Consider the following 23,977-nt stretch of genomic DNA (forward strand, 5'->3'; position numbering starts at 1 on the left):
GGTGGTAAAGCAGGATGTTTATTACAAGGAAGGTTGCTGATCTCAGTGGCGTAATTATCCACAGTTCAGAATCAGGCAGGCCACTTCACGATGTAGCGTGTCAGATCAGGATGGGCTTCGTCTTCGGGGATGGCCATGCCGCGCACGGACATGCCTGCCATAATGGCCGAGTCTGCTACACCTGTCTTAAGCGGATGCCAGTCGGGTAGTGGTTTTCCCTCTGCCATCAGGCGATAGGCACAGGTGGATGGCATCCAGGACAGGGTTTCGACATTTTCTTTGGAAAGCTGCACACAATCGGGAACATGCTGGGTCCGGTTGGGATAATCCTTGCAGCGGCACGTATGACAATCGAGCAAACGACACGCGACCGAGGTGTAATAGACAAAATCGTCTTCTTCGTCCTGCAGCTTGTGCAGGCAACATTTGCCACATCCGTCACACAGGGATTCCCATTCCGCTTGCGTCATTTCAGCAAGAGTCTTGGTTTCCCAGAATGGTTCAGGTGACAATGCGACGCGGTCTTTATTATCCATGATCTCTCTCAGTCGGGCCGTCATTGAGACATAACATAGTCTAACCCGCGCGTAATCCCCGTCGCATTCAAGTCTGACAACGGATTGATCAACTCTCTGCGATCATGTGGAAGAAGGACCCAAAAACACTTCCATCCACCAGACCGGCAGGGCCCAGATCAAGACCCGTCGCCGTTTTCATCCGGCATAATGGCATGCCGTCTTCGGACAATGTAGTCGCGTAGTGAAATTCATGACCACGCAGCTTCATGCCTGCCGGACCAAACGGGGTCGGAATGCCCAGTTGTGCCTCGCGATAGCCAAGATGCAGCCTGCGGCTGGCAAAGCTGGTTTCAAGCGGCAACAGACCAAGCATTTCGTGGCGCGTACCACTGGCATCAACAAGGCCGTTGCCAAGGGTCATGTACCCGCCGCATTCGCCGTAAATCAGGACATGCCGTTGGGCCGCATCGTGCATGCCGGCCCTGAAAACCTTGGCCGCGGCGAGGGTTTTGGCATGAAGTTCCGGATAGCCGCCGGGCAGATAGATGGCATCACATTCCGGGTTGGGGGCCTCGTTCGCCAATGGCGAGAAAAAGGAAATTTTCGTCCCCGCCGCACGCCAGCCATCCAGAAGATGGGGGTAGCTAAACGCAAAGGCCGCATCACGCGCCACCGCAACATGACGGCCAAGAGGGGCAATTACGGGTGCAGTTGAAGTAACCTTTGCAGATTTTTTGGTTTTCTCCGCCTTTCCGGCCTTTTGCCCCACCAGTGCGATCAAGGCATCAAGATCGACATCTTCACTGATGATATCGGCGGCACGATCGAGAAAACTATCAAGTTCGGCATGTTCGCCCGCCTGCACCAGACCAAGATGACGTTCCGGCAGGATCAGGTCTTCGCTGCGCCGGACCGCGCCAAGCACTGGAAGATCCGGCAGATGTTTGGCACAGGCATCAACAATCATCTGCTTGTGGCGGTCACTGCCCACCCGATTAAGGATCACGCCGGCAACATTGATGTCATCACGAAATTTGGCAAAGCCGGAAATCACCGCCGCGGCAGAAGCCGACTGGCCTTTCACATCGACCACAAGAACAATCGGCCACCCGGCAAGGGCGGCAAGATCGGCGGTCGATCCATCGCCGTTGGCGGCACCATCGAACAAGCCCATGACGCCTTCGCACATGAAAAAGGCTTTGCCCTCCGTGTGATCGCGGGCCAGACCGTTGATCTGGTCTGGCGTCATCGCCCACGGATCAAGATTGATGCAGGTATCGCGACAGGCAGCTGCCTGAAAGGCGGGGTCGATATAATCCGGCCCGGTTTTGGCCGCCGCAATTTTATGGCCCTTGCGGGTCAGCGCGCGCAGAAGCGCCAATGTAATGACGGTCTTGCCACTGTTTGACGCGGGGGCCGCAATCACGATCCCCGGAATGGTGTCAGGCATTTTGGGCTGTTCTCCGAGCCGAATTTATTTGCCATGATCATGGCATTACGCGACGGAATAATCAGCCGTTGTTTTTGACCGCCTCGGTCACGCCCTTTGCCATGTCTTCCGGGCTCGTACCATAATTGAAATGACGGACGAATTTGCCTTCACGATCCATCAGATACACGAAGGACGAATGGTCCATCAGATAGGTATCGGTATCTTCAGGCTCACCTTCCGGGATCGCTTTCGCGTAGTAAACACGAAACGCCTTGGCGGCCGCCGTTGTCTGTTCAACGGTGCCGGTCAGTCCAACCATCCGATCATGGAAATAGGGAACATATTCGGCAACCGCTTCGACCGTGTCGCGTTCGGGGTCGACGGTGAAAAAGACGGGAGTGATCTCATCTGCGATGTCTTGGGGCATCATATCAAGTGCTGTTCCCATGACCTGCAATTCGGTCGGGCAAACATCCGGGCAGAAGGTATAGCCGAAATAGGTCAGCATGTATTTGCCCTTGAAGTCATCCTGAGTGACAGTTTCGCCATCCTGATTGACAAGTGTGAAGGGACCGCCAATCGACGCAGTTCCGGACGAATTGGTTTCCGTGCCCATCATCATCAGACGATAGGTCAGGCCGATACCAAGAACCAGGGCAATACCCAGAATTGCCAGAAGCGTCTTTTTGCTCACGCGTCCACCCTCATCTCTTTGCCGGTTACGGACAACCGATCTTTGTGTGCCACAAACTGACGGGGCACTATAAATACCCTACACATTCTTGCAAGGTCAGCACCTGTGGGAAAGCTCACACTTGATCACGCTGCCCGCACCCATCAGCCCAGTGTCGTTGCCGCCAAGGCAAACAGGATCAGGCCATTAATAATCATGAGTCCACGGCCCACTGGCACCATCAGGGCCCGGAACCGCTGTGCGGCATATTGGCCGACAAAGCCTGTGACAAACAACATCGGCACCGTGCCAAGACCAAACACCAGCATCACCGCCCCGCCATTAAGCGCCGCACCGGTGGCGGCCGCCATAACAAGCGCACCATAAACCAGACCACAGGGAATAAAGCCCAGCATCACGCCCAGCAAATACCCCCGCCAGCCATAGGGGGCCTGGAAAAGCCCACGCGCGCGGTTGCCAACCAGCTTGTTCCACCAGCGTGATTCGCCGGTCGATGGCAGCAACCCGCCAAGATGAGGCATGAGGCCCAAAATGCCGAACAGAAGGAAAAACACACCGGCCGCAATCAGCAAGACCGGCCCGATCCACCAGACACGGGTCAGGGCACTGATGCTGTCGGTGAAATAGCCGGCCAGAACCCCCAGCAGGCAATAGGTCGACAAACGCCCGAACTGATAGGGCAGGAGTGCGGCACCGGTGAGACGGCGAAACTCGCTCATTTTCTCGACCGGGAGCTGTTCCATCCGGCTGGTGACCTGACTGATCACGAACGGGCCGCACATGCCGACACAGTGGGTCGCACTGCCTACCAGTCCTGCCACCAAAGCAGTCAGAAGTACCCCGCCATCCGTGCGCACGATATCGGCACATTGCGCCCAACCGCTTTCAAGGATGCGTATCAATACCTGCTGTTCGTCCATGATCCATCCGGGTCAAAACATTTGAGCGCGATTGTACAATCGCACGTCCCACCAGCAACGATATATATCAATCTGTTGCCGCCTTATCCGGACGGAATCGAAGTTCAGTTTTTAAGGGGATCTGCCGGTGCGGTGATCAGATCAAGCACCTGTTCGAACGGCACGTGGCGCACTGCGGTCACATCGTCCTGCGGCGAAAGCCAGTTCAGACGATCACGCAGGCCAACAACCTTGCCCAGAATGCACACCGCAGGCGGTTCAACGCCTTCGCGTTCGACGTCATCAGCCGCCTTTTCAAGGGTGGTGATCAGAATTCCCTGTCCCGGTGTGGTCGCCTGACTGATCACGGCAAGCGGTTCATCCGCGGCCCGACCATTTGCCATCAGTTCCGACGAAATCCGGCGCAGATGTTTCATCGCCATATACATGACAAGAACGGGTGCGCCCTTGGCGAGTGCTGCCCAGTTGATATTGTCTGGCACTTCGCCACTGGAGCCGTGGCCGGTGACAAAGGTCACCGACGAATTGCAGTCGCGGTGCGTGGTCGGAATACCGGCATAGGCCGCGCCAGCAATCCCGGCGGTAATGCCCGGCACCACCCGGAATGGCACATTGTGATCGACAAGGGTCATGCCCTCTTCGCCGCCGCGTCCGAACACGAACGGATCACCGCCCTTAAGGCGCAAAACACGCAGGCCCTGTTTGGCCAGTTCAACCAGCTGCAGAGAAATATCGGTTTGTTTGGAAGATGGACGACCACCGCGCTTGCCCGCATAGATGCGTTTGGCATCGGGACGCAAAAGGTTCAAAATCCGTTCATCGACCAGTGCATCAAAGACAACAACATCGGCCTGTTGCATGGCGTTGACGGCATGCAGCGTCAGAAGACCGGGATCACCAGGTCCCGCCCCAACAAGCCATACCCAACCCGGTTCAAAAACCGGAAAATCAACACCAAGGTTCGTCATCGCGCGATACTTCTACTTAAATGAAATGCAGCCATCTGTGCAGGACCGCATCAAGAGGATATGTTAAACAGCAATCAAACGATACGCACAACATATTTCCGATATTTTTTCGTATAACTTTTTAAATCACATAAATATTGATGTTTAATTGAATTTCCCAATCGGATCTCATCTCCGCCCTCAATAGCGAAAACACCGACAGGATTAACAGGAAAAAAACCGACTGATGGCAAGAAAACCGGAAGGACCACTGCGCAAGGGATGGACGACGGGGGCCTGTGCCACCGCCGCAACCCGTGCCGCGTGGCAGGCATTGCTGTCCGGCGATTTTCCCGATCCGGTCACCATTACCCTACCTGGCGGAGAAACGCCGTCCTTCAAATTGATCAAGGCGGAAAAGGGCGAGGACTGGGCGCGCGCCAGCGTGATCAAGGATGCCGGCGATGATCCCGATGTCACCCATGGGGCGGAAATCATATCGACGGTGCGTGTCGGCAAACCCGGATGCGGCATCACATTCCATGCTGGTGACGGGGTTGGCACGATTACAAAGCCGGGCCTGCCATTGCCGCCGGGTGAACCCGCGATCAATCCCAAACCGCGCGAAATGATGGTCGGACAGATCGAAGCACTTTGTGACCAGTATGGCGCAAGCCCCGATGTCGAGATCGAGATTTCCATTCCCGGGGGTGCTGAAATTGCCACCAAAACGTGGAATGGGCGATTGGGCATTGTTGGCGGTTTGTCGGTTCTGGGCACCACGGGGATTGTCATCCCGTTTAGCTGTTCGGCGTGGATCCATTCGATCCATCGCGGGATTGACGTCGCGCGGGCAACCGGGCGCGAACATGTTGCCAGCGCAACCGGCAAAACATCAGAGGCGGCCATTCGTGCATTCTATGGCCTTCCCGAAGAAGCCATTCTTGATATGGGCGACTTTGTTGGCGGGATGCTGAAATATCTTCGCAAAAACCCGATTGCCTTTGTCAGCATCGCCGGTGGGTTTGCCAAACTGGTCAAACTTGCCCAGGGCCACTTGGATTTGCATTCAAGCCGATCACAGGTCGATTTTGATCGACTGGCAGCAACGATTGCAGCGTGCGGCGGCGATGAAACGCTGCAAGACCAGTGCCGCACGGCCAATACTGCCAAACAGGTTCTGGAACTTTGTCAGGCGGCGGACGTTAAGATTGAAGATGCTATTGCCCGTCAGGCCTGCGAATCCGCACGCGCCACATTGGACGGCGCATCGGCCGTTGAAGTCGTTATTACCGATCGCAACGGCACCATCATTACCCGCCACGGGATTGGCGAATTTGATCAATTCCGACCGGTGGCATCGTAAGCAGCAGTTCGTTAATCTGTTCCCGTGTCTGCGCAACAAACAGGCCATCCAAGGTCATAAAGCAACAACAAGGTTCTTTGCCCATGTCCCTCTCCCGCCCTGCCGAACGTCCAAAACGCATTCTTATTTTTGGCGGGACCGGAGACGCAAATCGCATTGCAGAGGACCTGATGCATGAATTTGGCCGGGATGTTCGTTTGCAACTCTCGCTCGCCGGGCGCACCAGTGCGCCGAGCATTCCTGATGGCGTTCCTGTTCGCATCGGCGGTTTTGGTGGGCCAGAGGGCATCATCACCCATCTTAAAAACGAACAGATTGATCTGGTGATTGACGCCACCCACCCCTATGCCACCGAGATTTCACACAATATCGCCAAGGCCTGCCATGCTGTGGCAATGCCTTGCATTCAGTATCACCGCCCGGCCTGGGAACAGACCGAAGATGACAACTGGATCATGGTAAAATCGATTGAAGAAGCGGCCAAAATCCTGCCTGACGTTGGCAATCGCGCGCTAATCGCAAGCGGTGCGAAGAACCTTCATGCCTTTGAAGGGCTTGAAAAAACATGGTTGCTTGTCCGCACTGTTGATGCCCCGCGTGATCCGTTTGATCTGGAATTTGGTGAATGGCTGTTTGCGCGCGGCCCGTTCAGTGTTGAAAGCGAGACGGAGCTTCTTGAACGCAACGAAATCGATGTGATCGTCAGCAAAAATAGCGGCGGTGATGCGACCTTTGCCAAGATCGAAGCCGCGCGGAACCTTGGCATTCCGGTGATCATGATTGAACGCCCCGGTGGGGAGCCGGTCATTCAGGCCCCGTCGCGTTCTGAAATCATCGATACCGTTCGTGAGACCCTTAAGAAGGTCTGATGGTCCTGTGCACGCTGGCCGATATCCTTGGCGCCTTCGAGACAAGAAAAAACCCCGCCAAAAGTTTGGCGGGGTTTTCTTTTTGATCGTCTGATCAGCCGTGCGCCTTAGACGAAACGGCGGAACTCACCGGATTTACGCGGCGGGCAGAACCGTTTGAGGTATGACGGCGCAATTGCTTCAAGGCTGTTGGGCGTAATGCCAAGTTCGGCAAAACCGTCCGCACCTTCGGAAACGACGTTATCGGTCTTGAGCAACCGAACCTGATCCGGGGTAAGCGGCGGGACCGGCAGGAACTGCAGGAAGAATGCCTTGATCGAGGCCAGCCAGAACGGAACCGGCATCAGAATGGCGCGCTGACGGGTAATGCGCAGCATGTCCTGCAGAAGCGCCATGAAGGAATAGGTTTCCGGTCCACCAAGCTCATAGGTTTTGCCAGCAGATTTGCCTTCGGTGAGTGCGGTGACAAAGGCATCGGCAACATCGCCAACATAGACCGGCTGGAATTTCGGGCCGCCTTCGCCGTGCAGATCGACCTTGCCTTCGCCCAGATCAACTTTCGGCAGGCCCGGCGCACCGACAACCGGCAGAACCGGAGAAAAACGAGCCATGGTGGCAAATTTGTTCAGGAAGTTGTCATTCGGACCAAAGATGACCGACGGACGGAAGATCACCGCATCCGGGAAAGCTTCGCGCACGGCCTTTTCACCGGCGAGTTTGGACGTCGCATAGTTGGCAGAGGTGTTTTTATCCACACCCAGTGCCGACATGTGCAAAAGCGTCTTTACACCGGCTGCCTTGGCTTCCTCGGCAATGCGTTTGGCCGCCTTGACATGGATATTGAGGAAATTCTTGCTGCCGCGTTCATAGAGAATGCCCAGCAGGTTAATCACCGCTTCGGAACCTTCAAGCGCGCCCTTGATGCTGTCTTCGTCGCGCACATCGCAATGGACCGGAACGACCTGCCCCAGATTGCCCATCGGTTTGAGTTTTTTGACGCGCTCAAAGCTTCTGGTCGGGACGCGAACGATAAAATCACGCTCCAGCAGACGCTTGACGATATGACGTCCGACAAATCCGGTGCCGCCAAAAACGGTTACGATACGACGATCCATACTTGCTCTCTCCTTGCCGGTCGGGACGATGCGGACGATGCCCGCATCAGATGCCCGTGCTCGGTGGCCTTGGGGTCCGGAACGCCAAAACGATCCGGTCCGAAACTGATCCTGTGGAAAATCATATGGTGCCTGAACATACTGTGTCCAAACAGACGACAATATGATTTTCCGCAGGCTCTTGGGTTATATACGACCCGCAATTGTGGTCAACAATGCGGTTTTATGAAACGTTTTCGTCTCTGCCCTGCAATTTGGCTAGTATTTCATCATGCAGTGCCAGCAAACCGGCCCGATAATCCGGATAGCGTAGCTTAACACCCAATTCCTGTTTGATCCGCGCATTTGACACCCGTTTATTGTCTTCATAGAAACTGGCGGCCATCGGGCTTAGCTTAGCGGTGGCAAAATCCTGTTCGGGTGGTGGATCGATACCCAGCAAACCGCAGGCATGCGCAATCACATCCTGCGGCGGGGCCGCATCATCATCACACACATTATAGACCGCCCCGCAATTGGGCTGCTTGATGGATGCCAGAACCGTCTGGGCGATGTCATCAACATGGATGCGCGAAAAGACCTGACCGGGTTTGACAATCCGGCGTGCGCGACCTGACCGGACGGTTTCAAGCGCATTGCGACCGGGGCCATAGATGCCCGCCAGTCGGAAGCTTTGCACACACAGATCATGACGACGGCCCAGATCAAACCATGCCTTTTCTGCCGCGACCCGTCTGCGCCCGCGCTTGCCACTTGGTAAAAGGTCATCATCCTCGGTGACTTCGGCGCCATCCCGATCACCGTAAACCCCGGTGGTCGACAAATAGCCAATCCATGTGTCTGCGGGCAGTGCCGCAAGATCACTGCCATGATGATGGATCACCGGATCGCCCATCCCGCCGGGCGGGGCCGATGAAAGGACATGCGTCACGCCTTCAAGCGCACTTGCAATATCGCCAATCGGTTGATCATCGGAAAAAATGAAGGGTTCGATGCCTTCGGATTTCAGCTGTTCGGCCTTGTCCGCGCTTCGCGTGGTTCCGGCGATTTTCCAACCCTCTGCCTTAAGCTCGTGTGCAACAAGGCGGGCGGAAAATCCCAATCCGAAACAGAACAGCTTATTGGTCATCAAGGCACCTTTTGTGACGGCAAATTCGTGTGAAGGGCACAGTAACGGCCTTGCCACAGACAAACAAAGTCTTTTGGCAAAACCTTTTGGACCATGATTTGTTCCCGCAAACTGTGGCTTTCGGGAACAACAATCATCTTGTTGCCGTTTTCATGGTGTGAGACTTCACGAATGTGCGTTTACAGATATGCGCATTCAGCCATGGTGGATCGATCATGTGATCTTCTATGGTGACTGCCAGAAATTTTGCCAAAGACGGAGCTTTTTCATGTCACGACTTTTCGCGACCTCGTTCCTAGCGCGCGCCACAGGCTTGCTGTGTCTGGCGGGGTTTGTCGGCATCGGCGCAGGATTGCCTTCCGCCAAGGCCCAAACCGAAAGCAACGGTGGCATGACACAGGAAGAAAGCCAGCAATATCGTGACTGCATCAAGCTGGCCCAACTCAAACCCGAAGACGGATTTGAAAGCGCGATTGCCTGGCGAGATCTGGGCGGCGGGGAACCGGCCCGCCACTGTGTTGCCGTCGCACTGATATCGCTTGGCAAATATGAAGAAGCCGCCACCCGACTTGATGCGCTTGCCAAGGACAGCACGGCCGGGCCCGGTGTGGTTGCCGGAATGCTGGCCCAGGCAGGCCAAGCGTGGATGATGGCCGATAACCTTGAATTCGCCTGGCGTGACCAAAGCCGCGCGCTTGAACTGGTGCCCAACAATCCGCAGCTTTGGGTCGATCGTGCAATGGCACTTGGCCTTGCCGGGCAGTATTGGGAGGCGATTGACGACCTCAATGCCGCCCTTGATCTTCAACCCGATCATACCGAGGCGCTGATTTACCGGGCATCGGCCTGGCGACTACTTGAAAGTTACGATTTGGCAATGACTGATATCGAACAAGTTCTGAACCGGGAACCCCAGAATGTTCAGGCGCTTTTCGAACGCGGCAAGCTCCATCAGATTGCCGGTGATAACGATCTTGCACGGCAGGACTGGTTAACTGTCATAGAACTTTCAAATGGAACCCCTGTTGCTGACGCGGCAAAAGCGAATATAGAGAAGATGGATGTTCGCACCGAATCGAACTGACGGGGACCGTCAGTTTAGAAAACAGGTTCACGGTGACCGATTTCCTTGTATATGACCGGTAGAACCATTTGCCGGACCATCACCGGATACGTTTTGGGGGACGAAATGCGTCGCACGCTTGCCTTGGCTACCCTTGCCGCATCGATGGCACTTCTGACATCACATGCCGCAGAGGCCCGCGATCAGATCAGGATTGTCGGATCTTCGACGATCTTTCCGCTGACCACCAAGGTCGCCGAACATTTCGCCAAGACCACCGGCGCACCGGCCCCGGTGGTTGAAAGCACCGGTTCAGGCGGCGGCTTCAAGCTGTTTTGTGGCGGCATTGGTGCAGAGTTCCCCGATATCGTTGACGCATCGCGCCCGATCACCGGGTCGGAAACTGCAATTTGCGCGGCAAACTCTGTCCGTGACATCAGCGAAATCAAAATCGGCTATGATGGTATTGTCCTACTGGGCTCGCGCGAAGCACCGGGTATGGAACTCACCGCCCGTCAGCTTTATCTCGCCCTCGCGCGGACCGTTCCGGTCAATGGCGCAAGTGTGCCAAACCCGCATGAAAAATGGTCTGATATCGATCCCAGCCTGCCGGACCTTAAAATCCGGGTTTATGGCCCGCCGCCGACTTCGGGTACGCGCGATCTGATGGGGCAGCTGTTGCTTGATCAGGGTTGTGCAACATTTTCTGACATCGCAAGCCTCGAGGCAACCGATCCTGACAGCTTCCGCCTGCTTTGCCGGACCCTTCGCGAAGACGGCGCCTACATCGAGGCCGGCGAGAATGACCGGCTGGTGATCAGCAAGCTTGAAAAAGATCCGACATCCTATGGCGTGATGGGCTTTAACAACTTGGAGCGTAACCGAGAACGTCTTCAGGGGGTTCCAATCAACGGCATTGAACCGGATTATGAAACCATCCTTGATGGCAGCTATCCAGCATCGCGTGCGCTTTATCTTTACGTCAAGGATGACCATCAACAGCTCGTCCAGAGCCTGGGTGACTTTATCTCGACCTATGTTTCGGAAGCGGTGATTGGCGAAGAGGGCCTGCTGGCAGATAATGGCCTGGTACCGCTGACCAATGAGGAACGCGCTGAAACCATGACCAGTGCCGCGAAATTCGCCGGTAACTGAGCAGCTAACGGATAAACACCACTAGACGCAATTGAGCGGTCGGGCATCAGTCCGGCCGTTTTGCCATCCAGACCTGGTTGCTGGCATATTTCGGGGGATTGCCCTGGAAATCCGAAAATTCCGATATCGAAATGAAACCAGATAGCTCCAACATCAGCCGCATTTCACTGCGATGAACCCAGCGCAGATGATGCCAGCAATCCTCGCGCGTAATCACATCGCCCTGATCGTTGATTTCTTCAAACCGCCAATGTTCGCTGAACTTCTGGGTCAGGGGATCATTGGTGCGTTCCATCGCCGTGATGCGAAGCCGACTGCCCGGCTGCCCGACGCCTTCTGGCATCGGAAAGATCGGCAGTTCGACGTGCTCCGGGTCACCTTCGGGCAGGCAATAGCGCAAATCCGGATCCATCAGATCAAGGGCGATCGCCCCGCCGGGTTTCAGATGGGCAAAGGCGCGTTCAAGGGCACGACGCTGATCCTTGGCATCGATGACTTCCTGAAGCCCGCGAAACGGGATGATCACCAGATCAAACTGCCGCCCCAGATCAAAGTCGCACATATTGCCAAGATGCCATGTCAGATCAGGGTAATTGGCGCGTGCCTGACCCAGCATGGCGGGCGATAGATCAAGGCCTTCGACCGCGACACCAAGTTTGGCAATCGCGGCACTGATCCGGCCGGTGCCGCAACCCAGTTCAAGCACGCCGTTTTGATGCGCAAGGCTGGTTGCCAGACGGGTATAAAAGGGAATGGGGTCTTCAAAAATCTTACGATCAAGATCAGCACGAAGATCGTAACTGGCGGTATTTAACCCGCCTTCAGGGTAGAATTCATCAGATATGGATGAATCCTTCATTCAAAATCCAGTTCCGCGTAATGACTTGATGGCGGGAAACTTGCCTGCCGGTCTGCCAGAATATCGCGCATGGCAGGGCGGCTTTTGATCCGCATGTACCAGTCCTTGGCGCGTGGATGTTTTGACCAGTTGATATCGCCCATATAGTCGATCACGGATACCTGTGCGGCAGCCGCCAGATCGGCCATGGTCAGATGATCACCGGCCAGCCAGTTCCGGCGCTCAAACAACCAGCCGATATAATCCATGTGATAGGCGCCATTGGTGCGCCCTGCGCGCAGGACCTTGGTATCGGGGGTGCCGGTCGAGAAGAAGCGTTTCAGGAGCTTCTCACCGAGCAGATGGTCAGTGACCTCGCGATTGAATTTGCCGTCAAACCACGCGACAAGGCGGCGAATTTCAGCGCGTTCCTTGGGGTCGGATCCAAACAGTTTCGGCTCGTCCTCGTACACCTCGTCGAGATACTCGCAAATGACGCTGGAATCACACAGCACCGTGCCGTCTTCTTCCTTAAGCACAGGCACTTCACCGGCCGGATTAAGCAGCAGGAAATCGTCACGCCGTTCCCATACCGGTTCAGCCGTTAGTTCGAAATCGAGCTTTTTCTCGGCCAGGACCAGACGGACCTTGCGCGAAAAAGGTGAAAGCCAAAAATGATATAACTGACGCATGAGCGTGAAGATACCCGACCAAGATGAACGTTTCGCAAATACCCGGCATGGGGGCGCAAACATTCCATAAACCGCAACGAAGCCGGTTCGTTTCCAACCCGGAACTGCAAGATATCTCAAACCATGCAATGCGCGCGAAGTAAAGACCTTCAAGTGTGTGAAAGTGCAATTTTGCTATACGTAACGCTCATGCCTGACAGAAAGCTTAAATGCGCCCTGTCACGCCCGGCTTTTTGCCAGTTCCAGCATGCCATCAAGATCAAGGCAGGCTTCAAGATGATCGGCCAGTTCATCAAGGGCCGCATCAATACTGGCCTCAAAATGCGTCATTTTGTGTGCCTCGTCCGATCGCAATGCCGCCAGAAAGGCATGACGGAAATCATCAGTGCCAAACAGCCCGTGCAGATAGCACCCCAAAACCAGTCCATCACTACTGATCGCGCCATCCACCACACCATTCAAATCAAGCCAGCTTCGCGCCCGATCCGGTCCATCGGTCCGGCCCATATGGATTTCATAGCCATCGACGGGTATTCCGGCGGCAAGAACAGCATGATCGCCAACCGTCAGCCCAGTTGTTTTACGCAGCGTCTTGTCGTCCGCCATGACGGTTTCAACATCAAGCAAACCAAGGCCAGCCTCGCTTCCCGGCGCGCCTTCGACCCCGTCCGGGTCATGGACCATACGGCCCAGCATCTGATACCCGCCGCAAATACCGATCACATGACCGCCTCGCCTGTGATGGGCCAGAATATCGATATCCCAGCCCTGATCTTTGACGAACCGAAGGTCGGCCATGGTCGATTTTGACCCCGGCAGAAGCACCAGATCACAATCCCCCGGGATCACTTGCCCCGGCTTGATCACCAGCAATTCAACATCATCCTCGGCCGCCAGCGGATCAAGATCATCAAAATTGGCAATACGCGGCAGATGCGGCACGGCGATACGCAGGACTTTGCCCGCGCCATCCATAGCCTTGCGGTGATATTTCCCAGCCTTTTCCAGCGCCACGCCATCTTCGGCAGGCAGCTTGTGGGCATTCGGCCAGTATGTTGCGATACCGTAACTTTTAAGGCCGCAACGCTCATGAATGATTCCGGTGGCCGGTTCAAACAGCGACACATCGCCACGAAACTTGTTGATCACATAACCCTTAAGCCAGCGGCGGTCATCCTCGGACAGTAACGCATGTGTTCCGACGATCGAGGCAATCACCCCGCCACGATCAATATCGCCGACCAGAATAACCGGAACGCCCACCGCCTCGGCAAAGCCCATATTGGCAATATCGGACGCCCGCAGATTGACCTCGGCAGGTGAGCCGGCACCTTCGATCAGGACAAGGTCAGCGTCACGTGCCATGATCTCGAAACTTTCGACCACCTTGGGCAGCAGATCGCGTTTCAGGCGATAATAATCGCGTGCCTTGGCGCTGGTCAGGACCTTGCCCTGCACCACGACCTGCGCCCCAATGTCACTTTGGGGCTTGAGCAAGACCGGGTTCATATGGACCGAGGTCGCAACGCCCGCTGCACGCGCCTGAAGTGCCTGTGCGCGGCCAATTTCGCCGCCATCATCGGTAACGGCGGCATTGTTGGACATGTTTTGCGGCTTGAACGGGCGCACCCGCAGCCCCCGACGCGCATAGGCACGGCACAATCCGGCGACCAGCAAGGATTTCCCGACATCGGAACCGGTACCTTGCAACATCAGGGCGGGGACGGATTGCGCACTCATTCCGGATTCAAAACTTTCTTGTAAACGGCCAACTAAATGATCAAGGCCGGATCAGAATTCGACACCGATCTGGGCCTTGATGCCCTGTTCACGGAACGGGTGTTTGACCATGGTCATTTCCGTGACCAGATCGGCCGCCTCGATCAAGGTATCCGGGGCATTGCGCCCGGTAAGCACGATATGCTGATCAGGCAGTTTGTTTGCGAGTGCTTCAAGCACATCCTCAAGCGGCAGGAAATCATAGCGCAGAACGATATTGATCTCATCGAGGATCACCATCGAATAGCTTGGATCGCGCAACATTTCCAATGCCTTGTTCCAGGCTTCACGGGCCAGGGCGACATCCTGTGCCCGGTTCTGGGTTTCCCAGGTAAAGCCCGCCCCCATGGCGTGGAATTCACAGAGATCGGGGAATTTTTTAAGAAGCTTTGCCTCGCCAGTTTCCCAGCCACCCTTGATGAACTGGACAACGCCGACTTTCATATCATGGCCGACACAGCGCATCGCCATGCCAAAGGCCGAGGATGACTTGCCCTTGCCCTTGCCGGTATGGACAATGATCAGGCCCTTTTTATCGATCTTCTGGGCCATCATCTTGTCGCGTGCGGCCTTGATTTTCTTCATTTTTTCATCATGCCGCGCATTGATATCGACGTCTGGCTGGCTTTTGTCGGTCATTGTTTCTTCCCTTTGAAATGCCGGCCCAGAATGCGGCGAAAGTCCTACCGGGATCAAGGGCAGTTTTGCGGAGTTTGATCAAGATCCAAGTGGGCGATCACACCCTGAAATCCGTGCTGCTTCGCCGCCGGGCAAAAGGCGTTGGCATCGGCCCCTTCATCAAGATATTCGACGGCGAAAACCGGCTTATCTTGAGAGACATAAATATCAAACTCATGCATGAAGCCAAGTCGATGGGCCGATTCCAACAGGGCGAAATCCATCTGATCAACAAGATCGGGCACAAGATCGGCAACATTTTTCTGCCCGATGGCAAGACCGCGCGTATGGGCCTCAGTGATCAGCCAATTCACATAGCGCAGCTGATCGGCGCGCGTGATGTCAAAACCGGTTGGCTTACTGCTTTGGTCGGCTTCAAAGGCATCAATGTTATCAGGCTCAATCGCCAGAAACCCCTTGTCACGGCAAAGATCAAGACGGGCCCTGATCACATTGGCAAAAAGCTCAAACCGGCGGACATCAAGCCAGTTTTCGCCATCCCAACCCCAATAGGGCGCGCCGATCACATCTTGCGGAAACGCCTTCGCGTCATCCCGCCAATCTTCGACAGCCCCGACATTGATATAACAAATCGGATACTGGCCGGCAGCGCGCCAAGCCGCGACCTGATCGGCGGACACATCAAAAAGATCGGCCCCAACGACGCGGACGGCGTTATTGACATCAAGCGTGCCTTGAAGCTGCCAGTGAAACCGGCCGTTTGGGACGGATGTCCATTCTTTTGTGGTATCCGCCTGTGCGGTTTGCCCATGCGACAGCAGACCCATGACAATGGCAGTCCACAGACAAAAAGATTTGGGAATTGAGTTCTTCACGCGATGTATCTGCCCTGAAATGTTGGGCAGTGAGTTTGCCCGCGGGCACCCGCCAAGACAATCCCGCAAACAAAAAGCGCGGTCCCAATGACCGCGCTGTTATCTAATCTTGGTTGGCCCAACTTTACCAATTGGCGCTTTGACCTGTTGTCAGACCAAGGTCACTGGTCACCAGATCCGCCCATTTATCGGGTTCGCGCATGTCGATATTGCGCAGTTCCGGACGGCGCATCCGGGCCTTATTGAACAATTGCAGGCGATCACCGGGCGACATACGGCGCAGACGGTCCAAGGCCTTGCGCACGGCCTCGTTGCGCGCTCCGGTCGGGCTTTGGAAGCTTTTCTCGATCACCTCAAGGCGCTTTTCCAGCCAGTCACGGCTGATCGCGACCTGTTCGATCAGGGTTTTGAGTTCACGCACCACCGGGAAGTGATCCAGACGCAGATGGGCAACCGCAACGGCCGTCCGCCAGACCTGACGTTCGACCCCTTGCAGGTAGCGCCAATAAATCTTCACCTTGGCATTGATTTCAAATTTGGTTTGGTCCGGACCCGGAAGGTGATGAGCAAGCTCTGTCATGCCGGCATGGAATTCATCAAACGTTACCGGCCGATGCACGCCGTTGAAACGTTCACGGACATCCAGAACTGCGCGAATGGCACCGCGTGCCGGGCGATAGCGCCCGTTGCCATGCAAATCTGCACGCAACCAGTCTGGCATGTCGAAATCAGAAAGCAGGGAGTTGACGATATCTGCATGCCTGTCATGGGCAGGCATTGGAGTTTGCAGATAATCTGGCAAACGAACGTTGGTCTTGATATCCATCGCGGCCTCCGATCTGTTCAATCAACCTGCTTCCCATGCAGGCGATCCGATAGGGGTGCCCCGTCCCTCACAACTTATTAACAGTTGGTTAATTGAGATATGGTGCGAAAACGTAACGTTTCAACTGCCCGGTTTGTTCCGACGGTAAAATTCCCGTGATTCCAATAACAAGCAACAGTTGACATTACACTCCCAGATCGACGGAAACACTGTTGCGACGCGGCTGCCACAGCCCACGTTCAATCGCCTCATTCAGGCGATCCTTGATATCTTGCAACGCATCGGGATTGTGATCGGCAATAAAATCGCGCACCTCCGCATCGCCCAGATAGGCATCATAGACCAGATCAAAGTGATGATCGGCAACGCAGCGGGCCGTTGCGGCGAAGGCAAACAGATAGTCGACTGTTGCCGCCATTTCGAACGCGCCCTTGTAACCATGGCGCATCACGCCCTTGATCCATTTGGGGTTCACGACACGTGCCCGAACGACACGGGCAATTTCCTCTTCCAGGGTGCGGATTTTCGGGCTTTCCGGGCGGGAATGATCACTGTGATAAACTGTCGGCTGTTTGCCCGACAGACTGCGCACAGCAGACGTCATTCCGCCTTCGAACTGATAATAGTCATCGGAATCGAGCAAATCATGTTCACGGTTGTCCTGATTGTGGACAATCGCATCAACCTTGGCGAGGCGGGTTTCAAACAGATCGCGTGCCGCCGTGCCCTCAGCGCCATTGCCATAGGCATAACTGCCCCAGGCAAGGTAGGCGTCAGCAAGATCGTCTTCGTCTTCCCAGAGTTTTTCGTCAATCATCGCCTGCAAACCGGCCCCATAGGCACCGGGTTTGGAGCCAAACACCCGGAAGCCGGCCTGCCGGGCCGCCTGATCCGCATCCATTCCCTTAGCGCGAAGTTTCTCGGTTTCGGCCCTTATCCGGACGGCAATCGGATTGAGATCATCCGGCTCATCGGTTTGCCCGGCCACCGCGCGTACCGCACTGTCAAACAGATCAATCAGACCGGGAAAGGCATCGCGGAAGAAGCCAGAAATACGCAGGGTGACATCAACACGCGGTCGGCCCAGCACCGATGCCGGCATGATTTCAAAACCGGTCACCCGGCGTGATGCACTATCCCAGGTCGGGCGCACACCCATCAGGGCCAGCGCCTGTGCAATATCATCACCACCAGTACGCATGTTGCTGGTTCCCCAGACAGACAAGCCAAGCGCGCTTGGCCATTCGCCGTGATCCTGCACATGGCGTTCCAGCAATAACTCGGCCGATTTCCACCCCAACTGCCAGGCGGCTGGCGTCGGGACAGTACGGGTATCAACCGAATAGAAATTTCTGCCAGTTGGCAAAACATCCGGGCGGCCACGGGTCGGGGCACCGGACGGGCCTGGTTCGACGAACTTCCCGGCAAGGCCACGCAAAAGACCCTTGATCTCGGCCAGACCGCAACCAACAACGGCCGGGCGAATAGTCGTTTCGATATCAGAAATAACGTCACAGACGGCCGACCATGCCGGATCTGCCTTCACCGTTCCCTTGACGAGATCACGTGCCAAAAGCTCGATCCGTTCCACGGTATCACCCGTGGTGCGCCATGGCCCGATATCTTCACTGTCATAGGCGGCTAGAATTTCGGGCTTGGCCCCCGGCCAGAATTCGGCAAAGGCACAATCAAGCGGATCAAACGCCGGATCATCCAAGATATCCTTGGCAATCGCGCGATGCAGGGATGCCTTGGGCCCACTGTCTGACCCGCGCGGCAGGCGAGCCAGTGCGACCAGAAGATCGGTCAGAAGATCGCCCTCAGGCGCCTTGCCGTAGATATGCAGACCATCACGGATCTGCAGTTCTTTGAGCTCGCACAGATAGTTATCAAGCTTGGCCAGTGCGCTTTCCTCATCCTCGTCGGCCTCAATGCCGCAATCACGGTCAAGGCCGATGCGGATCGCCAGTTCTAGGATGTCGCGTTTCAGGATAACAAGGCGGCGCGGGTCAACCGCAGCCGCATCATAATATTCATCGACCAGCGCTTCGAGATCCTTGAGCGGGCCATAGCTTTCCGCCCGGGTCAAAGGCGGGGTCAAATGATCAAGGATCACCCCCTGGGCGCGGCGTTTGGCCTGTGTGCCTTCGCCCGGATCATTGACGATGAAGGGATAGAAATGCGGGGTCGGACCAAAAACGGCCTCCGGGAAGCAATCCTCGGACAGGGCCAGTGACTTGCCCGGCAGCCATTCCATATTGCCGTGCTTGCCAAAATGAATGATGGCGTCGACGCCAAACACATGGCGCAGCCAGATATAAAAGGCGAAATAGTTGTGTGGCGGCACCAGATCCGGCGAGTGATAGCTTTCAAGCGGATCAATGTTATAGCCGCGCGCAGGCTGCAACCCGACCACCACATTGCCAAGCGGCAAGATCAAAAGCGCAAAGGCATCCTGATCGGCCAGATAGAACGGATCATTTGTCGGATCGCCCCAGGCCTCAAACACCTGATCCCGGATGGTTTTCGGCAGGCCATCAAACGCCTTTCGGTAGTCCGCGCGAGACAAGGTCACGCGAATTTCGCGGTTGGCAAGCGATTTGAAATCGTTGGTCGGCCCGGCCTTGATCGCAGCAATCAGCGCATCGCCATCTTTTGGCAGATCATTGACACGGTATCCTTCGTCCTGCATCGCACGGAGTGTTTCGATCATGCCGGCTGGCGTATCAAGCCCGACGCCGTTGCCAAGACGGGCATCCTTGTTGGGATAGTTTGCCATGACCATCGCCACCTTGCGCGCGCTGACATCGGATTTGCGCAAGCGTACCCAATTGGCGGCAAGTTCGGCGGTAAAGGCCACGCGATCCCGCACGGGGATGTATTTCACCAGGTCAATCTGGGTCAGCTCGTCTTTTCCCGCCGATCCCTTGAATGACACAGCACGTGAAAGGATACGGCCATCAACCTCGGGAAGCGCCACATTCATCGCAATATCGCGCGCGGCCAGACCATTCACACCTTCGCGCCAGGCTTCTTCGCCACCGCCCGACAGCACCACTTGAAAGACCGGGGCATCGACCGCGTCAAACGGACCATTTTTTCGTTCTGCCCCCGGAACAGATATCGCAAAGCCGGTGGTATTCAGGATCAAATCGGCGCTGGTTTCTGTCAACCAGTCCTCAACCAATGCCGCAGCCAACGGATCCTTGAGGCTGGCAACAAAAACCGGCAATGGATTCAGGCTATTGGCACAAATTTCCTCAACCAGCGCGTCAATAACATCCAGGTTGGCGGCCTGTACCAGTGAACGATAGAAGATAATCGGTGTAACCGGCTGATTTTCCACCCAATTAACCCGGATTTCATCAAGGCTTGCCTGCGCCTTGCCGGGCCAATAGCCCCCGGCCTTGACCAGCGGGGCCGCCGGTGACCAGTTCCAATTCACGCTTGAATTTAACTTTTCGTATATAAGGCGAAGTAAATTCTCGGAATTTTGCGGTCCGCCTTCGATCAGGTAGCGCCAGATATTCTGATATTCGCGCCCCTTAACGGTCGAAAGCGTCAAAAGCTCCGCATCGGGTTGATCATCACCGGGCAACAGGAGCAATGGGATGTCCTTGGCACGTGCAAGTGCAACCAACTGTTCAATGCCATAATCCCAATAGCCGCGCCCGCCCAGAATGCGCACGATGATGAATTTGGCATCGGAAAGTACATCGTCGATATAAAGATCGACCGACATGTTGTGGCCGAGCTGCAGCAAACTTGCCAGACGCAGTGACGGGGTTTCATCGCCAAATGCATCGACCAGCCGCGCTTGCGCCCCGGCAAGGCAGGCCAGCTCAGACTCGGCCGCAGACAGGATCACCACATCGCCGGGTTGCTGTCCAAGGTCGACGGCCTCACTGCCATCTGTCACCATTCCGGGCTGGGCTGCCAATAGATGCATCGCGCGATCCGTATCCTTGTGCGTTTGGTCTTCAAACAGGCCGAAACCGGATGATTTTTAGCATCCGGTTTCAGGTGAGCTCGATCAGTTTAAATTGGATCAGGCGGCCTTGATGGCGGCCTCGATCGCAGCGCGATCCAGACCATGCAGGCCAATCACCACCAATTCCGAGCGGCGGTTTTCGCCATCGGCCCACGGACGGTCAAAATAGCGCTGAAAACGTTCACCAACACCCTGAACCACATGGCGCATCGGTTTGCCGGGCACATCCAGGAAACCCTTGATGCGCAGCACGTCAAACTGACGCACGACATCAATCAGGCGCTTTTCAAGGCTGGCCGGATCACTGATCGCGTCAAGCGAAACGACAAAACTGTCGAAATCATCATGATCATGTTCGTGACCATCGTCATGATGGCTTGGACGACTATCGAGGTCATCCTCGGCTGCGGCCCCCAGACCAAGCAGGATGGCATTTTCAACCCGGGAATGTTCGGTCGCGATAATCTTGACCGACGGCTTTTTCAGCTCTGCGCGGATATCGGCTTCGACCTTGCTGCGTTCAGCATCGGTCAAAAGGTCGGTTTTGTTGAGAACCACCATATCCGCACAGTGAAGCTGTTCTTCGAACAGTTCTTCAAGCGGGCTTTCATGATCAAGATTTTCGTCTGCTTCGCGCTGGGCCTGTACCGCATGATGGTCATGGGCAAACAGCCCATCACGAAGGGCAGCGCCATCAAGAACCGCCACAACACCATCAACGGTCACACGCGACCGGACTTCGGGCCAGTTAAACGCCTTTACCAGCGGCTTTGGCAGGGCAAGACCAGATGTTTCGATAACGATATGATCAGGCGGTGTATCACGATCAATCAGGCCCTGGATGGTTGGCAGAAAGTCATCAGCCACGGTGCAGCAGATGCAGCCATTTGCCAGTTCAACAACGTCATCCTCTTCGCAGCCTTCAATGCCACAGCCATTGATGATACCGCGATCCACACCTAGATCGCCGAATTCATTGATGATCAGCGCAATGCGTTTGCCATTGGCATTTTCCAGCATGTTGCGGATCATCGTTGTTTTGCCAGCGCCCAGAAAACCGGTAATGACGGTTGCCGGGATTTTGCCCAATTGTGCCATTTCTGAAATCCTTAAAATTCAATTCTTTATGTTACTATTTGACCTGCATCGGAATGCCGGCCACCACAAGGGTGACCTTGTCTGCAAACTCGGCAATGCGTTGATGCAGGCGTCCGGCGTGATCGCGAAAGGCCCGCGCCATCGCATTTTCCGGCACGATGCCAAAGCCAACCTCATTTGAGACAAGCAGCACCGGCACATCAAGGGTTGGCAGCAGGTCACAAAGAGCTGCGATCTCGGCATCAATGTCGCGGTCTTCAAGCATCAGGTTGGTCAGCCACAAGGTCAGACAATCAACCAGAACAGGCTTGCCGCCTGTGACATTACAGGTCTGCAGTGCCGAACAAAGTTCGACCGGTTCCTCGAGTGTCTGCCAGAGATCGCCGCGTGATTGTTTGTGAAGATCAATGCGGTTGGCCATTTCGTCATCCCAGGCACGCCCGGTTGCGATATATGTGCCACCGCCCGCCTGATTGATGATGTTTTCGGCAAACCGGCTTTTGCCGGATCGCGCCCCGCCAAGGATCAGATGCGTCCCGCCAGAGGGGCCGTCAGGGGGTAAAGTCTGGGTCATCCCGTTTCTTCCTCGCCATAGCCTCCCACCGAGGCCCGATTGCGTCGTCACCTTCCTTCGAATAGTGACACCTTCGGCAGGTTTCCTGGCTGCGGGCATGAAAGCGATCCGCCTTCCCGGTTTCCCGGTGGCTGGTCTGGCGCATTGGCACCGACCCGGATCTCCCAACCCGATACAGTTGCGGGGGCAGCATCGGCCTTGCACCGATTTCCCATCACCGAACGATGCGCCGAACCTAGCAGGTTTGCAAAAAATGCCAAAGGTCATTCTCGGCACTTAACCCTTCGTTACCACCCCACCCTAATCGGAAGGTCAGTATTTGTAAGAATTGTCTGCTTGAGAGGTCATACCATTTCAGCCAACATCAAACCGTTGCGTTGGAACTAGGGTCAGGACCTATTAATTTGGTTTGAATGGTTAAACAGATTTGCGCGGATACGCGGAGTAAAACTGCAGGAAGATATTTATCTTTCAAGGTTTTACGACAAAGTAGCCCGTGCAAATCCGATTAATCCGAAGGACAGGCGTTATATTTGCAAACTCCAGCGTCAAATCCCTTGTGCGGGATACCAACCCGCCCGGCGGGCTTTTCCTTGGATTTCGCAAATATAACGCCTGCCATTCAAATCAAATTAATAGGTCCTGACCCTAAAGACGGAACAATCCGCAATCTGGCGAAAACCCGGGAAGTAGACTCATCACCCGGCTGGCTGCAGGAAATACTGTACCGAAACTCTTGGGGTAATCTGGATTTTTCAAGACCAATGGCAATACGTTCTCACCTATCCAAAATCCGACAGATGAACGCGCCAACCTGGACCACATCGTCTCGCAAGGACATGTGGCTGGGATTGCTGGACCGTCTGAACAGTCCTGATCGGTCATTTCAGGATTTTCTTGAACAGCACGCAACCGATGGCGAGATCACTCTGGCACGGCGCGATGTGCGTGACATCTTTGCCGAAGATGCCTCAAAAGGTGTAATCGCAACCATCATCTGGTCCCATGAACGCGGCATTCGCGTCAATGCGCTGTCGTTGCTTGTGCGCGATATGCCAACCCTTGTGACCCTGATGTCGATCTCGGATTTCGGACAGGACGAGTTGAACGAGCTGCTTTCCCAGCCAGGCATTTCTGTTCCGACTGCCAGCAAGATGTTGTCTGCCTGCGGCAAGACTTATTGCGGAATGCCGGCTGCCATCATTGATGACACCATCATTCAGGTAATCGAAAACGCATCCTTTGCCAGTGATTTCCCGAATGTTGCCAAATTGCGAAGCAAATCACGCAGCCGTCCGATGCCCTATTATCAGGCCTATCTGCGCGATGTTTTCGACATCTGCGAAAAGCATGATCTGAACCCGGATATGATTGACCGCTATCTGGCAGAACACGCTCTTGATGACATGGCATCCGATATCGAGCTGGCCTCTGCCTGACGGAAAACCCCGTAAGCT

General features: G+C 55.3%; 21 protein-coding genes and 1 riboswitch. Of the genes, 5 read left to right on the top strand and 16 right to left on the bottom strand.

Translation table 11 applies throughout. The features are described 5' to 3' along the window. Window positions 1-71: 71 nt before the first annotated feature. The 5 genes from AUQ41_RS00990 to cobA form a co-directional block, all read right to left on the bottom strand. Entirely contained in the window at window positions 72-536 is a 465-nt protein-coding gene (locus AUQ41_RS00990) for a YcgN family cysteine cluster protein (RefSeq protein ID WP_063086009.1), read from the bottom strand. An 88-nt stretch (window positions 537-624) separates the two neighbouring features. After that, window positions 625-1,968 carry a cobyrinate a,c-diamide synthase gene (locus tag AUQ41_RS00995; protein WP_083952879.1) on the bottom strand — a complete coding sequence of 448 codons (1,344 nt, stop codon included), beginning with the start codon at window positions 1,966-1,968 and terminating at the stop codon, window positions 625-627. A gap of 61 nt (window positions 1,969-2,029) precedes the next feature. Next, on the bottom strand, window positions 2,030-2,644 hold the full coding sequence (locus AUQ41_RS01000) for an SCO family protein (RefSeq protein WP_008888932.1): 615 nt from the start codon (window positions 2,642-2,644) through the stop codon (window positions 2,030-2,032). A gap of 143 nt (window positions 2,645-2,787) precedes the next feature. After that, entirely contained in the window at window positions 2,788-3,564 is a 777-nt protein-coding gene (locus AUQ41_RS01005; protein WP_063086011.1) for a sulfite exporter TauE/SafE family protein, read from the bottom strand. A gap of 104 nt (window positions 3,565-3,668) precedes the next feature. Then, entirely contained in the window at window positions 3,669-4,532 is an 864-nt protein-coding gene (gene cobA / locus AUQ41_RS01010; RefSeq protein ID WP_008888930.1) for a uroporphyrinogen-III C-methyltransferase, read from the bottom strand. A gap of 226 nt (window positions 4,533-4,758) precedes the next feature. On the opposite strand from cobA, the gene AUQ41_RS01015 reads away from it, so the two are divergent. Both AUQ41_RS01015 and AUQ41_RS01020 read left to right on the top strand, forming a co-directional pair. Further along, window positions 4,759-5,877, top strand: a complete 1,119-nt coding sequence (locus AUQ41_RS01015; protein WP_063086013.1) for a cobalt-precorrin-5B (C(1))-methyltransferase — start codon at window positions 4,759-4,761, stop codon at window positions 5,875-5,877. Window positions 5,878-5,960: 83 nt separating this feature from the next. After that, on the top strand, window positions 5,961-6,746 hold the full coding sequence (locus AUQ41_RS01020) for a cobalt-precorrin-6A reductase (protein ID WP_063086015.1): 786 nt from the start codon (window positions 5,961-5,963) through the stop codon (window positions 6,744-6,746). A 107-nt stretch (window positions 6,747-6,853) separates the two neighbouring features. On the opposite strand, the gene AUQ41_RS01025 is transcribed toward AUQ41_RS01020, so the two are convergent. After that, the gene (locus tag AUQ41_RS01025) at window positions 6,854-7,861 is read right to left on the bottom strand and encodes a complex I NDUFA9 subunit family protein (protein WP_063086017.1); all 1,008 of its coding nucleotides are present in this window, start codon (window positions 7,859-7,861) and stop codon (window positions 6,854-6,856) included. A 223-nt stretch (window positions 7,862-8,084) separates the two neighbouring features. Further along, window positions 8,085-8,990: an SDR family oxidoreductase gene (locus AUQ41_RS01030; RefSeq protein WP_063086019.1), complete on the bottom strand. Its 906-nt coding sequence runs from the start codon at window positions 8,988-8,990 to the stop codon at window positions 8,085-8,087. A 268-nt stretch (window positions 8,991-9,258) separates the two neighbouring features. Here AUQ41_RS01030 and AUQ41_RS01035 point away from each other — a divergent pair, with 268 nt between their 5' ends. Together AUQ41_RS01035 and AUQ41_RS01040 are read left to right on the top strand one after the other, a co-directional pair. Beyond that, a complete protein-coding gene (locus AUQ41_RS01035; protein ID WP_063086818.1) occupies window positions 9,259-10,074 on the top strand; it encodes a tetratricopeptide repeat protein in 816 nt (271 codons plus the stop codon). A gap of 105 nt (window positions 10,075-10,179) precedes the next feature. Further along, on the top strand, window positions 10,180-11,208 hold the full coding sequence (locus AUQ41_RS01040) for a substrate-binding domain-containing protein (protein WP_063086021.1): 1,029 nt from the start codon (window positions 10,180-10,182) through the stop codon (window positions 11,206-11,208). A 46-nt stretch (window positions 11,209-11,254) separates the two neighbouring features. On the opposite strand, the gene AUQ41_RS01045 is transcribed toward AUQ41_RS01040, so the two are convergent. The 9 genes from AUQ41_RS01045 to cobU form a co-directional block, all read right to left on the bottom strand. Then, window positions 11,255-12,067: a trans-aconitate 2-methyltransferase gene (locus AUQ41_RS01045; protein WP_063086022.1), complete on the bottom strand. Its 813-nt coding sequence runs from the start codon at window positions 12,065-12,067 to the stop codon at window positions 11,255-11,257. Then, window positions 12,064-12,738 carry a glutathione S-transferase family protein gene (locus AUQ41_RS01050; RefSeq protein ID WP_063086819.1) on the bottom strand — a complete coding sequence of 225 codons (675 nt, stop codon included), beginning with the start codon at window positions 12,736-12,738 and terminating at the stop codon, window positions 12,064-12,066. Before AUQ41_RS01050 ends, AUQ41_RS01045 begins: the two co-directional genes overlap by 4 nt. Window positions 12,739-12,957: 219 nt before the next feature. Continuing rightward, the gene (locus AUQ41_RS01055) at window positions 12,958-14,478 is read right to left on the bottom strand and encodes a cobyric acid synthase (protein WP_063086024.1); all 1,521 of its coding nucleotides are present in this window, start codon (window positions 14,476-14,478) and stop codon (window positions 12,958-12,960) included. Between the two features lie 51 nt (window positions 14,479-14,529). After that, window positions 14,530-15,156: a cob(I)yrinic acid a,c-diamide adenosyltransferase gene (gene cobO, locus AUQ41_RS01060; RefSeq protein ID WP_008888919.1), complete on the bottom strand. Its 627-nt coding sequence runs from the start codon at window positions 15,154-15,156 to the stop codon at window positions 14,530-14,532. Window positions 15,157-15,209: 53 nt separating this feature from the next. Next, on the bottom strand, window positions 15,210-15,983 hold the full coding sequence (locus AUQ41_RS01065; RefSeq protein ID WP_063086026.1) for an endo alpha-1,4 polygalactosaminidase: 774 nt from the start codon (window positions 15,981-15,983) through the stop codon (window positions 15,210-15,212). A gap of 172 nt (window positions 15,984-16,155) precedes the next feature. Further along, window positions 16,156-16,857 (bottom strand): hypothetical protein, encoded by a 702-nt coding sequence (locus tag AUQ41_RS01070; protein ID WP_063086028.1) that lies wholly within the window; start codon window positions 16,855-16,857, stop codon window positions 16,156-16,158. 184 nt (window positions 16,858-17,041) lie between these two features. Beyond that, window positions 17,042-20,806 (bottom strand): cobaltochelatase subunit CobN, encoded by a 3,765-nt coding sequence (cobN, locus tag AUQ41_RS01075; protein WP_063086030.1) that lies wholly within the window; start codon window positions 20,804-20,806, stop codon window positions 17,042-17,044. A gap of 99 nt (window positions 20,807-20,905) precedes the next feature. Beyond that, window positions 20,906-21,946, bottom strand: coding sequence for a cobalamin biosynthesis protein CobW (cobW, locus tag AUQ41_RS01080; protein ID WP_063086031.1), 1,041 nt, complete (start codon window positions 21,944-21,946; stop codon window positions 20,906-20,908). Window positions 21,947-21,980: 34 nt separating this feature from the next. Next, window positions 21,981-22,520 carry a bifunctional adenosylcobinamide kinase/adenosylcobinamide-phosphate guanylyltransferase gene (gene cobU, locus AUQ41_RS01085; protein WP_063086033.1) on the bottom strand — a complete coding sequence of 180 codons (540 nt, stop codon included), beginning with the start codon at window positions 22,518-22,520 and terminating at the stop codon, window positions 21,981-21,983. A 57-nt stretch (window positions 22,521-22,577) separates the two neighbouring features. Then, window positions 22,578-22,769, bottom strand: a riboswitch (cobalamin riboswitch). Window positions 22,770-23,320: 551 nt separating this feature from the next. On the opposite strand from cobU, the gene AUQ41_RS01090 reads away from it, so the two are divergent. Further along, window positions 23,321-23,959: a hypothetical protein gene (locus AUQ41_RS01090; RefSeq protein ID WP_063086035.1), complete on the top strand. Its 639-nt coding sequence runs from the start codon at window positions 23,321-23,323 to the stop codon at window positions 23,957-23,959. Window positions 23,960-23,977: the final 18 nt, after the last annotated feature.

The organism is Thalassospira sp. MCCC 1A02898 (genome assembly GCF_001618185.1).
Taxonomy (GTDB): domain Bacteria; phylum Pseudomonadota; class Alphaproteobacteria; order Rhodospirillales; family Thalassospiraceae; genus Thalassospira; species Thalassospira tepidiphila.

Coding starts and splice junctions, on each gene's coding strand:
- AUQ41_RS01070 (WP_063086028.1), bottom strand. CDS start 16,857: ATGGATATCAAGACCAACGTTCGTTTGCCAGATTATCTGCAAACTCCA.
- AUQ41_RS00995 (WP_083952879.1), bottom strand. CDS start 1,968: ATGCCTGACACCATTCCGGGGATCGTGATTGCGGCCCCCGCGTCAAAC.
- AUQ41_RS01045 (WP_063086022.1), bottom strand. CDS start 12,067: ATGAAGGATTCATCCATATCTGATGAATTCTACCCTGAAGGCGGGTTA.
- AUQ41_RS01040 (WP_063086021.1), top strand. CDS start 10,180: ATGCGTCGCACGCTTGCCTTGGCTACCCTTGCCGCATCGATGGCACTT.
- AUQ41_RS01065 (WP_063086026.1), bottom strand. CDS start 15,983: ATGGGTCTGCTGTCGCATGGGCAAACCGCACAGGCGGATACCACAAAA.
- AUQ41_RS01035 (WP_063086818.1), top strand. CDS start 9,259: ATGTCACGACTTTTCGCGACCTCGTTCCTAGCGCGCGCCACAGGCTTG.
- AUQ41_RS01005 (WP_063086011.1), bottom strand. CDS start 3,564: ATGGACGAACAGCAGGTATTGATACGCATCCTTGAAAGCGGTTGGGCG.
- AUQ41_RS01055 (WP_063086024.1), bottom strand. CDS start 14,478: ATGAGTGCGCAATCCGTCCCCGCCCTGATGTTGCAAGGTACCGGTTCC.
- cobO (WP_008888919.1), bottom strand. CDS start 15,156: ATGACCGACAAAAGCCAGCCAGACGTCGATATCAATGCGCGGCATGAT.
- cobN (WP_063086030.1), bottom strand. CDS start 20,806: ATGCATCTATTGGCAGCCCAGCCCGGAATGGTGACAGATGGCAGTGAG.
- cobU (WP_063086033.1), bottom strand. CDS start 22,520: ATGACCCAGACTTTACCCCCTGACGGCCCCTCTGGCGGGACGCATCTG.
- AUQ41_RS01090 (WP_063086035.1), top strand. CDS start 23,321: ATGAACGCGCCAACCTGGACCACATCGTCTCGCAAGGACATGTGGCTG.
- cobW (WP_063086031.1), bottom strand. CDS start 21,946: ATGGCACAATTGGGCAAAATCCCGGCAACCGTCATTACCGGTTTTCTG.
- AUQ41_RS01050 (WP_063086819.1), bottom strand. CDS start 12,738: ATGCGTCAGTTATATCATTTTTGGCTTTCACCTTTTTCGCGCAAGGTC.
- AUQ41_RS01015 (WP_063086013.1), top strand. CDS start 4,759: ATGGCAAGAAAACCGGAAGGACCACTGCGCAAGGGATGGACGACGGGG.
- AUQ41_RS00990 (WP_063086009.1), bottom strand. CDS start 536: ATGGATAATAAAGACCGCGTCGCATTGTCACCTGAACCATTCTGGGAA.
- AUQ41_RS01020 (WP_063086015.1), top strand. CDS start 5,961: ATGTCCCTCTCCCGCCCTGCCGAACGTCCAAAACGCATTCTTATTTTT.
- AUQ41_RS01030 (WP_063086019.1), bottom strand. CDS start 8,990: ATGACCAATAAGCTGTTCTGTTTCGGATTGGGATTTTCCGCCCGCCTT.
- AUQ41_RS01025 (WP_063086017.1), bottom strand. CDS start 7,861: ATGGATCGTCGTATCGTAACCGTTTTTGGCGGCACCGGATTTGTCGGA.
- cobA (WP_008888930.1), bottom strand. CDS start 4,532: ATGACGAACCTTGGTGTTGATTTTCCGGTTTTTGAACCGGGTTGGGTA.